The sequence below is a fragment of the Nostoc sp. NMS7 genome, assembly GCF_017115085.1.
In the GTDB taxonomy this organism is placed as follows: Bacteria; Cyanobacteriota; Cyanobacteriia; order Cyanobacteriales; family Nostocaceae; genus Nostoc.
The window spans coordinates 16866-28952 of record NZ_JABXKJ010000060.1; the positions used below are offsets into that span (position 1 = coordinate 16866).

Below are 12087 nucleotides of genomic sequence, written 5' to 3' on the forward strand. Positions count from 1 at the left end.
AAACCGTGGCGATTTTATGCAAAGTTGTACTTAGTGAGACAATTCAACTTTCACATGGTCTGCCAATCGAATTGCTAAGGCGACAATGGTCAGCGTCGGATTAGCATAACCTCCTGTAGGGAAAACAGAGCTACCTGTGATGAATAAATTAGAGATGCCGTGAACTTGACAATTTGCGTCTACTACGCCTTGTTTTGGGTCATCATGCATACGTGTTGTTCCCATATTATGATGGGTACTAAGAGAAGCAACTGGACGATCTCCATCCAATTCAATCTGCAACTGACCCAGACCTGCACTAGCAAACTCTTCTGCAAATACTAGCTGCGATCGCTTCACACTGCAAATATCTATTTCGCTCCAATGATTAGTTAATTTTGCTTGAGGACAACCAAGTTTATCTAGTTGATTACTGAGTGTCACCCGATTATCTGGATTTGGGGTTTGTTCAGTTTGGCTGAGAACTTCAAACTTTGTATATTTCTGTTCATTACCTTCATGGTTAGACCATCCTCCATGACTCAAATCAGGGAACAAATATTCTTTTTTGATATTATACTTATACCAATCAGCTACTAAATCATCAATATTCGTAATTACATTTTGCAAATGTTGAAAAATATTCTTAGGTAACTGCCCTTGTCGAATTGAAGAGAACAAAATTTTTGCAGAAGCCTTTGCTGCCGATCTAAACCTTTCATCTCTGGGATATAACAACGCGGTCATATTTAGTAATTTTTCGCGGCGCATAACTTCTTCCGTCAGGGCAAATTTTCCCATCACTGTGACATTATTCACCCGATATAAGTCATACAAAGCCATCGAATTAAAGATTTTGCGATTTTGCGGAACAAGCATACCACAACGGATAAAAGGATGATCCATAAAGAACCTACCCACTAAATCATCTTGATTGCCTAATCCATTCTTTTGAATTCGGTTTGATAGCAACAATAAACGTGCATTTTCAATACCACCTGTGGCTAAAATAAATATTTTTGCAACAACCGAAAATTTATTACCTGATAAACAAGCTACTTGTACACGTTTCACTGTCTGGGCTGTTTCATCTACTTCAATTTCTACCACATTGGCATTGAGGAATGTGGTGATATTAGGAGATTGATTAATTTGGTGGCGATATTCATTGGTGAAAATATCGCGTGGGCCAAACTGAAACATACTGGTAGTAACTCGGTCACTTGTGAAATGTGTCCGAGGAGATTGAGCAGTTTCCCAAGCCTCGGCTTCATAAGCAAAAGAACCGAGTTTACAGACTGCTTGAGCGCGTTCATAAAATGGATTCAGGTGAGATTTCTTAAAAGGCCAGCCACTGTATGGCACCCAATCTCGTTTTTCAAAATCTATTTCGTCTAACGGTACATGCCTGAGACCAAGTTGATTTTTATTGATTTCAATATTCCAGACATTAGCCAGTCCACCAAATTGACGATGACGCATATCTTGAAGCGGTGGAAAAGGATCTCCAACAGTTTCACCCTGACCAAGAGATGCAGTCTCTTGATTAAATTCCAAGTCACCACTTTCTAGTAAGCAAACTCGAAAGTCTTGCCCAATTAATTCTCGTGCAAGTGTAATTCCGGCTGGGCCAGCACCAACTATACAAACTTCGGTATTAATAACTTCATCTAGTGGCAATGTCTGGCTATCAATCAACATTAATTTAATTCCTTTCAATCTAATTTATTATTTTTAACCACAGATGCACATAGATAATTAATCGATGTAAATCTGTGGTTTTATTTTCATAAAATTGACTTTGGCAAGAAGTTTACCGTTTCATTCAGCCTATGAAACGCTTGGTATCGCAGAACGAATTGCACTAATAAAATTTTGGGCATAATTCTGCGTTGAGAAATCGAGGGCGCGTTGCCTGGCAGCTATTCCCGCACTCTGGGCAAATTCTTGCTCGTCAAGATAGCGGAGAATTGCGATCGCTAATTTATCCGCATCGCCGTAAGGTGTTAATAGCCCATTCATGCCATCGGTAATAATCTCTGTCGGGCCGCCTGCACTGCCAGCAATTACAGCTTTACCCAGCGCCATTGCCTCAATAATCACAATCCCAAACGGTTCTTTATTTGAGGCATGAACAAATACATCCATCGCCTGCACCCACTCCGGGACATTACGCTGTAGCCCAGCCATAATTACTTGCTCTTTCAAGCCCAAGGCGGCAATTTCCGCTTTTAAGAAGTCCTCATAATCCGGTTCCAAATCGTGTTTACCGCCAACTACCACACAATGAGCATCGGGATACTTCTGTAAAATTTTCGGCATTGCTTGCACCAATACGTGCATTCCTTTCCATCGTTGCAATCGCCCAACAATTCCAATCAACGGCCCGTGTAAAGGTAAGCCTAACTTCCGCCGTGCTTCTTCTGGAGTTGGTAAAGCATCAGGCTCAAATCGGTCTAGTGCAACACCAGGATAAACCAAAGGTGTTGGTCTGTGAGGCCAAATTTCTGCCTGTGCTTGCTTGCCATCTTGTGAGAGGGTAATAATTGCGCGGGCTGGGATTAAAGTTGCGATTCGCACCAACCAAGTCTGATCACTAGGTACTTCTAGTTGATACCACACAGCAGGCAACCCCGCCAGCATTGCCGCCAAACCTCCAGATATATGCGTGATCCACATCCAATTGACAATTATATCTGCACGTTCGCGGCGGGCGATCGCAGCTATCCGAAAAACAGCGCCAATAAAACGGTGGATTTGGCGTAAACGTCCACTTTCCACAACTCGCGCATCAATACCGAGGGACTTTACTTGTTCTACCATCGGGCCGTCTTCTAAAAATATCACCAGCCACTCAACACCGGCATTACGTCCCTGTTGCACCAAATCCCAAAGCATCATTTCACCACCACCTCGTTGCTCGGCTAGTGGCATTACAATAATTACTTTCATAATCTCTAACTATCCTATTTAATTTGTAATAATCAGAACTCGGACTTCTTGTAGGCAATCTGAGGATTGCTATAGTATTTATGTCCTGCCATAGCCATAGCTAAAAACCCCCAAAGAATCATCCCTGCTACACTCAACATCCCACTACCAATAACTAACTGTGCAGAAGAACTGATGCCAATGGCGCGGGCAGCACTAACAAAACTATCAAAACGACCTTCACCATAGCTGCTAACACTAATAATCAACAAGATTAATCCACCCATATAAAAGATAGCTCCAAACCAACCAAGGGTGAAAAACATATCTAAAATGCCACTATCAATCACCACCACTTCAATTTGACCAGTTTTTTCGTTGACTTTCCAGATATTTCCTAAGCCGTTACCTAAACCATTAGAAAGGGCTAAACCAAGATTTTTGTCATAACTTCCCGATCTATCTTTAAAGCTGCCATCTTCTTGAAGATTAGAAAAAGTTTCCAATCGGGCTGCTAAAACCCCAGAAATTGGCTCGATAGTTGTCAATGGGACAACACAAATTGCCATCACCAAAATTATGATAATTAAGCGCATTTGAATCTGGGCTCTGACTGAACCCATAATCATAATTATTCCAAATACCCAGCCTCCCCAATTAGTACGTGCTTGTGTTAATAGAAAGGATAAGTAACCAACAGCTGAAGCCGGAAAAATTAAGTTTCCCGAACTGGTAAATAACAACAGCAACCCAGCCTGCATGACAGAACCAAAGGGGCCAACTGAGTGCAATGTACTCCAGACGCGCATTCCGAAAGGCACAGGGTTTCCTGAACTCATGAATAGTTTTGATTGTATAAGCCAGTACCTATCCCACTCAGGAGCCACCACAAATTGATATACGCCATAAGTTCCTAAAATCAACACACACCAAAGGAATGTTCGCTGAAAGTTCTGGCGATAGCTGGGATAATCTCGCCAGTTTATAAATAAGTGAAAAGCGAAAATGATCGGACTGAGCCAATCCATCAATCCGCGTGCTACAGGGATAGGTGGATTATAAATTAGACCGATTAGAAAGCCATAGAACACTCCGATAAAAGCCAAAACAAACGGCAAGCCCCCTTGACGAGCGGCGCTGGGAAAGTGTCGGAAGAATGTTGCTATGGTGACAAACACCACTAAGTAGGGTGCTATGAGCATTTGACGGCTAGGGTCCCAGCCCACCCGATAGTCAACTAAGCGGGTAGCTAAAGGTGTGAGAAACCAGATCCACCAAGTAAAGCTGATGTAGAGAATGGGATGCCGCAAGTATAAAAATACGGCTACTGCTAAAGCTGTTACTGGGAAAATTAGGCGCAATGCGGCAGTAGCACCAGCAAAATAGCAAACTACAGTCAGTGATACAAAGCCTGCGATCGCCATCCAACCCTGTAGCGATCGCTCTTCAGGAGAATAGCTTTCTTGTAAAAAACTATTGAAAAGTATCTGCTTAGAATTCATTCAATTTTAGATGTACATATAAATAAATTTGGCGGCTTGACAGGAATTCAAGATTAAAGAGTCGGTCTTTAATTACGAATTACGAATTACGAATTGTTTATATCCTTGCCAACGCCCACGCCAGGATGCTAATAACTTCTTCCCAGCCAACTGCCCTTGGCTAGGTAAAAATCTCAGCCATTGTACTAAACCCAAACTATCGCATGTACCCACGAATACTGCCCAGAACAAAAATACAATTCGGCGGATAAATGGCAGATGCTCTAATAAAACTAAGGTTTCATTATGGACTAAATTAATAAAGGCAATTTCATTAAAGTTATTTCGCTGATCTTCATCAAAACGTTGTGCCGGATAGTGATCTACAGCAACGTTAGGATCATAAATTATCTTCCAACCAGCCCGCTTTAATGCCAGAGTAAATGCCATTTCAAAGTGTACTTGCGCTCCTGCACCACGCATCCGCTTATCAAAGCCTAATTGCCCGATTGCTTGGGTACGAAAACTCATATTTACGCCTTTGAGAACATCGACTTCACGAGGTTCTCCTACTCCCAGATGATGGTTGCCAATCACTCGCCCAAACCACTGCAACTGTCCAACTACTAAACGGGATTCGTCTTCTAATTTGCTGCCGTGGTGTATCCAATCACGTCCTCCCAGACCGCCGAGACGACTATCACAGGTAAAGTAAGCGGCGATGCGCTCTAACCAATCCGGGTGGGGTGCAGCATCATCATCAGTAATAGAAACAATATCGCCCTCCACTGCTGCTAGTCCGGCGTTGAGGGCTGCTACTACCCCCGGTTGTGTCACTTTCACAGTATGCAGTGGCAGTTTGTCTAGGTTGAATTGGGCGAGAAATTGCCAAGTTTCTACATCTGTATCGCGGACAACCACTATCACCTGATCAACAGGTTTAATTTGCTCCTGTAGCGCCAAAAGGCAGCGTGAGAGGTCTTGTGGACGGCGATAAGTCGGTATGAGAACGGTGTTCCGCATTCTTGCTTAACTCCTCAAATAGATCCACATAAGTTTGTGCCATCGTAGTCCAGCTATATTGTTCTGCCACAGAGCGAGCAACTTGACCCATCTGTTGCATCAGGGCGTCTACACTCACCAAAGATATCAACGCCAGAGCTAAAGCATCGATATCATCTGAGTCAGGTAAGACGATGCCACATTCTGGTGTCACTAACTCTGCACCTCCGGTAGCTGTGGCAGTAATTACTGGCAGTCCTGAAGAAAGTGCTTCTAACAATACGAGGGTGCAAGCTTCGTATCGGGAAGGAAAAACAAATAAATCTACTGAGCGCATAATTTCGGCGATATCACGTCGATATCCGACAAAATGCACGCGTTCACTTAACCCTAATGATGCTGCCAGTTGGGGAAAGGGGCTACCTTCGATATGACCCACCACCGCCAAATGTAAATCGGGAACTTTCACCAAGGCGTGCAACACTGTATCTAAATTCTTTCTCGGTGTGCGGATGTCTCCGGCGAACAGTGCTAGGGTAACGTTCTCTGGTAAACCTAATTTTTGGCGATGCCTACACCGGGCTACGCCGGAGCTTTCACCAGGGGTAAACTCTTCTAAGTCTACGCCATTGACAATTACGCGAATCCGAGAACGCGGTACACCAATGTTGACTAATTCCTGAGCTACCTTTTCGGATACAGCTATAACAACCTGCGCTTTTTGGAAAGCCTGTTTTTCCCAACGGGCATTAAAAGCCGTAAACAACCATTGGTAGAAACCATACAAATCGTGCCGGTTGCGGGAAATATGAACAGGCGATCGCAACCATGAACTGTGGACAAAATGTACAGCATTCACATCAGCCGCAGCCAGATTAATTGCTCCATTGATTTTAACTAAATCAATGCCAGAACGATTTTGACGTAACCAATCTGCACTTTTTTGGGCAAATATGAAATTACGAACAAATTCTGTGGGATAGCCTTTGACTGGAATTTTAACCCAATCAACTTGGCTATTATCTTCTAGTTCTGGTGCGACTTCACTAGCCAATAATGTCAGATGATGACCACGACGAATTGCTTCTTGAGCAACTTCGTAGTTTACTCGCCCCTGACCATCACCTTTTTTGATTTTATGGGTAACAATACAAATTTTCATACACTACGTCCCTTAATAATAAAATCTCAGGCAAAGGCGGAAAGTAAGAATTAAAAATAATCTTCTTCTTATTCTCTCTGTGTCGCGCCAGTTGCTACAACGGGGAGAACCCCCGCAACGCACTGGCTTCTCTGCGTCTCTGCGGTTAGTTAAAAAAATTACTTTCTACAACTCAAACAATACTGTTATATTATTCTGATATTTTCATTAACTTACTGGCTAAAAATCGGGGTGCAAAACTAAGACTAAGTGCCGCAATAGTTCGCAGAGTAAACTTTTGTTTTTTCAATGCCTGCCAAAAATAAGGACGTGCAGCTGCCATCTGTTGACTTCGTAGCAAACCAATTCCCAAAGTTGTATTAGCTTCCAACCATTTCTGTTGAAAATACGTCCTAAATTCCTGTAACCGAGCGTCTTCCATAAAGACTTGATAACAAAATATTTCGCTTTTAGCTTTGCGGATTTTTGCTTGCACATCTCGACTACCACTGAGCATAGTATCAGTTTGATCATGGGCACGATATCGCGTCAATCTTTCTGGATAGTAGTAAGCACCATAACCAGATATACAGCAAATATAGGTTAAATATAAATCCCACATACCGCCAACTTCTGAGGGAATACTATCCCAATTCACAAAAATATTGCGAATCACACAAGCTGCCGCAGTCGGTATACTTTTATCTATTAACCCAATTTTATAGAAAGGTTTATGAATTCCTGGTGTTAGTTTATCTCGCTTGTAACCACGTGTATTTTCTTCAGTCCCAGCATCCTTAATTATGCCATCTGCATCTATAATATATTGGTCACAAAAAGCGAGAATTAACTCAGAATTGGCTTCGAGAAGTGGTACAAGCTTTGCTAAAAAGTCTTCATTCCAGATATCATCATCATGGAGACTAGCAAGATATTTACCTCGTGCCATTTTGAAGGCGTGTTGCTGATTAGCTAACATACCCACATTTTGCTGATGTCGCCAAAATCGGATGCGTGAATCACCAAAAGATACGACAAGTGCTTGGGGATTTTCTGAACTACAATTATCAGAAATAATAATTTCAATATTTTGATAAGTTTGTTTTATAGCACTAGCGATCGCTTGCTTGAGATACTCTGGTCGATTATATGTGGGGATAATAACGCTGACTAAAGGTTGTTGGGGTTCTTGATGCAATAACATATTTTACTCACTTTATATTTCATAGTTAAAAAATGCAACATTTGATGTTTTGACCAAACTCAGCACAACTTTGCATAAATTTGTGGCGAATTGAGGGTTGAAATTTAAACGCATAGGCGCCTCGCCTTCCCGCAGGGTAGTGGCGCAGAGGAAAGCGCAGAGGTACGCAGAGAATTCGCTAGGAATTAATGAAATGTTCTACTAAACTTATTTAGCTTGAGGGATACTATATAATTTTTTAGCTCTACAAGGAAATTCAGCGATTGTTTTTGCATAAATTTTTCGCAGACTTTTTACATGAGCATTCATTGTAAATTCCTTCATCAATAAAGCATAACCTTGTTCGCCCATGTGTCGGCTTTTTTGATGATCTCTATACAATTCATTAATGGCATCAGCCAGTTTTTTGATATTATTACTTTCAACAAGAATCCCCGTTTCACCATCTCGTAAATGTTCTGGAATTCCTCCGACTGCACTACCAATTACAGGTCGATAACGAGAGTATGCTTCTAGAGTTACAAGACCGGCAGGTTCAGGCCAAACACTGGGAAAGATGACTGCAAAAGACTCTTGATAAAGTTTATTTAATTTATGGCGATCGCACCAACCATGCCAAGTGATTCGGTTACTCAATCTGAGGGTGTTTGCTAACTTTTCTAAACGGGATCGTTCCCAGCCTTCACCTGCGATATCAAGTTGAATTTCTGGGTCTGTATGTATTAAGGTTTTGAGTAACCATTCCAGACCTTTATCAGAAACAATCCGTCCAGCAAACAAAATTCTATGATTTTGGTGGACTTCTAAACTTAGAGGTGCAACTGCTGTTCGCGGTACAGATATACCACAGTGTAACGTTACAGTTTGCTCAGGGGGTACACCATTTTTAATCAACTCTTGTCGCACATATTCACTATTAGCAATAAAAGTAATTTTTATCTTTTTTAAGACATCTAAAAAGTTCTGAGTGGTTTGAAGTTCTCTAAAAGTTCTTAAAGGTCTACGGCTACCACATTTATCTACTAACTTACCCCAGGTACATCCTAAGTAAGAGAAGTTGCGATCGCAGATTGTGCGCGGCTCTGCTAAATATTTTGTGCCACTAGGACAGTAGAATGAGTGATTATGAACACTGAAGATAGTCGGACATTCGCCTGTAAGCTGCAATAGTAAATCTGGGCTGTGAATGTGCAATAATTTTAACTGGCTTTGGTCAACATTCTTAAGCGATTTTATCACGCGATCGCTAACATCAGGTGGTCGATGTTCAAACAGAGAAGCTAAATAAGTTTCAACACCTCCGCCTTCACCTACGTCAAAATTTGAGCATTGGTAAATTAGGTCTTTATCAAATATTTTCTGGTACATATTTTGTGTTCTTGTTCAGCGATAGCATTTCCCCAATAGGTAGGGGCGTACATCTATACGCGCCTACAGCCGATTCATCTGTGGCAAATATTTTGGGAAATTGATTTAATTTTAACGAAGTTTTGGATAAGGTTTCTAATCTGATGGCCTTACTTCATACTGCATTTGATGATATTTCCAAAGCTTACCTTTGAGTTCCAAGAGTTCTTGATATTTCCCTTGCTCTACTATCCGTCCCTGTTCTAAAACTACAACTTTATCTGCTTTAGAAATGGTAGAAAGACGGTGAGCGATCGCAATTACTGTTTTCCCAACAGATAGCTTTTCTAATGAATCTTGAATTAAGCGCTCAGATACAGAATCTAAGGCGCTAGTTGCTTCATCCAAAATCAAAATTTCTGGGTTCCGTAGTAAAGCTCGTGCGATCGCAATTCGCTGTCTTTGTCCTCCAGATAACCGCACACCCCGATCTCCTAATTGAGTATCAAAACCTTCCGGCATTTCCAAAATAAATTCTAGTGCATTCGCTAGTTGAGCAGCTTCTTTAATTTCATCATTAGTCGCTTCTGGAGTCCCGTAAGAAATATTCTGCCAAACATTAGTATTGAAGATAAAAGTATCCTGACTGACGACAGCTATTTTGCGCCGTAGGGAGTTAATTTCAAACTGCTGGACATCAATTTCATCTATGAAAAGATATCCATCTGTAGCATTATAAAATCGAGGAATTAAATCAGCAATAGTTGTTTTACCAGCACCAGATGCTCCGACTAATGCCGTCATTTTTCCCTTTTCAATAGTCAGGGTAATATTATGCAGTACTAGATTTTCCTCATCATAGCCAAAATCTACAGACACTAAATCTATTGACCTTTTTAAACCTTTAAACTCAAGTTTGCCATTTTTGAAGTAATATTTTTCATCACTTTTCAGCAGATTTTTAATGTTGTCTGCTGAACCATGTAGAGTACTGAGATATGCTCTCGTGCCATTAATATCTTGAACGAATGGTATGAAGCGAAATAGCACAAAGAAAAAGGTTAGCAAAGAAGCAACTTGTAGCGTTCCATTGGTAACAAGGCTAGTGAACGCCAAAATAATCATTCCGATCAATACTGTAGTTGCTACCCCTTCGGCAATTGGCTTAACAAGTGTCCAAGTAAACACAACTTTTGTTGTAGTACTTATTACCTTATCACTAGCTTTGTAGTAACGCTGACGCTCAAATTCTTGGGTACCACAGGAATGAACAGTGCGAATGCCATTAATAAATTCTATGGCTGTTGATGTAAAATTAGCATTAGCAGTTGTCATCCCAAAACTTGATTCTCTGACTCTAGCATTCAGAGTTGACAACCCCACACCTAAAAGTGTAAATAGTAATGCTGAAATCAGCGTTAGTTGCCATGATATCAAAAACATTGATATTAAGTAAACAAAGGTTGTGAGTCCTCTAGTTACTAAAAAGGCTGCGCCACTAAAACCCTGTCTAATCCTTTCGATTTCTGTGGTAATTGTGTTAATTAGTTCACCAGAACGAGTTTTAGCAAAGTAACTTAGCGATAAGGATTGTAACTGTTCAAAAATTTGTTTACGTAAGCGATCGGCAAGATGTAGTTGAGATAATTCAGTATAGACTTGAGAAAAGTAGTTAAAGGTTGCACGTAACCAAGTACTCAATAAAATCAGCAAGGATACGCGGTATAGACGATTAATTGCGGATGTTTTAGCACCCAGAATCCAAATATCAAACCAGCCTATTCCTGTGTGGACAGGTTGAGCATTGGGGCTAGTTAAACTTTGCAAAAAGGAAAGTAAAAAACCAATACTCACACCTTCAAAGGTTGCCGCCAGAACTGAAAATATCAGAGCTAAAATTGCAATTTTGCGAAAGTGTTTAAATTCTCGCAATATCAAATAGTTGTCTTGCCAAAAGCTGCTAGCTTTGAGCAGATTGCCGACTGGTTGAGGAAGTTTGAAATGCATGGAGTTTATAATAATAGTTTGGCAGGGTAGATAGACGGCTATAGATCAATACGGTTCAGTTAAGGCTTTACTTTTTGTCAAAGTGAATTTTTTTTAACGTAGACGCGGAGGGGCTTGCCGCAGGCTACCGCAGAGGCGCAGAGGACGCAAAGGAAAAGAAGGAAGAAATACTTAACTGAACTGTATTGCGCTATAGATTCTACGTGAGCAATTTTTGTTTTAGCTTAAGTGCGGTAGATGAAATCGTCAATTACCGCACAGATAAATTACAGTGTTTGGCTATCCAGATGTAAGAGGTGAGACTGGGCTTCTACTTCCCATGAAGCTGTAATTTCTGGTAGTTTATTTAGCTGTACTGCATCTTCTAAAGTCCAACAACAAGATCCGGTCAAACTCATGTCACCCCGCAGTACGTTAAATAACTGGGGCAAATTGTCAAGACCGTATTTATGCATCCAACGCCCTAGCGGTGTGATGTTGTGCTTTGTAGTTGTGCAAAACATCATCGCCTGAAAGAGTTTACCCCGTTCTCCAACACGCCACTCACGACAAAAAAGTGACCCTGGCGAGTAAACCTGCATTAATACAATCAATCCCAACATGACTGGACTTACTAATAACAGCAACACGAAAGCAGCAATCCAATCAATTAGTCGCTGTAATTGTCTCCAGGGATGGTTAGGTAGTTTATTGCTAGCGGGTATACTTAGGAATATTGGTTTTTGAGCTTCTTTACATGCATCTGCCCAAAAGCTGAGTAAAGCCTCACCCAATTTTGGATCTATGCTTACCAAACTTACAGGAGAATGTTGTAAGCATTCTACTAGCGATCGCTTACTATTTAATGAAGGCAGATATGGTTGTTTAACTCGTCCAAGCGGCTTCACTAACAGCTTACCCCGTCGCCAATACAGTGTGCAGTCCCCACGATTATCTTGGTTTTGCTGGGTTACATCATATAAATTCTCTAAAGTTGGAATTATTGAAATTGTCAT

9 protein-coding genes are annotated in these 12087 nt (G+C 41.1%); all 9 read right to left on the bottom strand.

The window, feature by feature from the left end; genetic code table 11:
• Positions 1–30: 30 nt before the first annotated feature.
• The 9 genes from HWQ38_RS05010 to hepC all read right to left on the bottom strand — a co-directional run bounded on the left by HWQ38_RS05010 (position 31) and on the right by hepC (position 12087).
• Positions 31–1680 (bottom strand): GMC family oxidoreductase, encoded by a 1650-nt coding sequence (locus tag HWQ38_RS05010; RefSeq protein ID WP_292790609.1) that lies wholly within the window; start codon positions 1678–1680, stop codon positions 31–33.
• Between the two features lie 129 nt (positions 1681–1809).
• Positions 1810–2931: a glycosyltransferase gene (locus HWQ38_RS05015; protein WP_292790611.1), complete on the bottom strand. Its 1122-nt coding sequence runs from the start codon at positions 2929–2931 to the stop codon at positions 1810–1812.
• A gap of 32 nt (positions 2932–2963) precedes the next feature.
• Positions 2964–4412: an O-antigen ligase domain-containing protein gene (locus HWQ38_RS05020; RefSeq protein ID WP_292790614.1), complete on the bottom strand. Its 1449-nt coding sequence runs from the start codon at positions 4410–4412 to the stop codon at positions 2964–2966.
• 72 nt (positions 4413–4484) lie between these two features.
• Positions 4485–5414: a glycosyltransferase family 2 protein gene (locus HWQ38_RS05025; RefSeq protein WP_292790616.1), complete on the bottom strand. Its 930-nt coding sequence runs from the start codon at positions 5412–5414 to the stop codon at positions 4485–4487.
• Positions 5332–6555, bottom strand: coding sequence for a glycosyltransferase family 4 protein (locus HWQ38_RS05030; protein WP_292790619.1), 1224 nt, complete (start codon positions 6553–6555; stop codon positions 5332–5334). The genes HWQ38_RS05025 and HWQ38_RS05030 overlap by 83 nt, the downstream gene beginning before the upstream one ends.
• A gap of 190 nt (positions 6556–6745) precedes the next feature.
• A complete protein-coding gene (locus HWQ38_RS05035) occupies positions 6746–7738 on the bottom strand; it encodes a glycosyltransferase family 2 protein (protein WP_292790622.1) in 993 nt (330 codons plus the stop codon).
• 207 nt (positions 7739–7945) lie between these two features.
• Positions 7946–9106, bottom strand: coding sequence for a glycosyltransferase family 4 protein (locus tag HWQ38_RS05040; RefSeq protein WP_292790625.1), 1161 nt, complete (start codon positions 9104–9106; stop codon positions 7946–7948).
• A 135-nt stretch (positions 9107–9241) separates the two neighbouring features.
• Positions 9242–11092 (bottom strand): heterocyst formation ABC transporter subunit HepA, encoded by a 1851-nt coding sequence (gene hepA / locus HWQ38_RS05045; protein ID WP_292790627.1) that lies wholly within the window; start codon positions 11090–11092, stop codon positions 9242–9244.
• A 266-nt stretch (positions 11093–11358) separates the two neighbouring features.
• Complete coding sequence (hepC, locus tag HWQ38_RS05050; RefSeq protein ID WP_292790630.1) at positions 11359–12087, bottom strand: heterocyst development glycosyltransferase HepC; 729 nt, start codon at positions 12085–12087, stop codon at positions 11359–11361.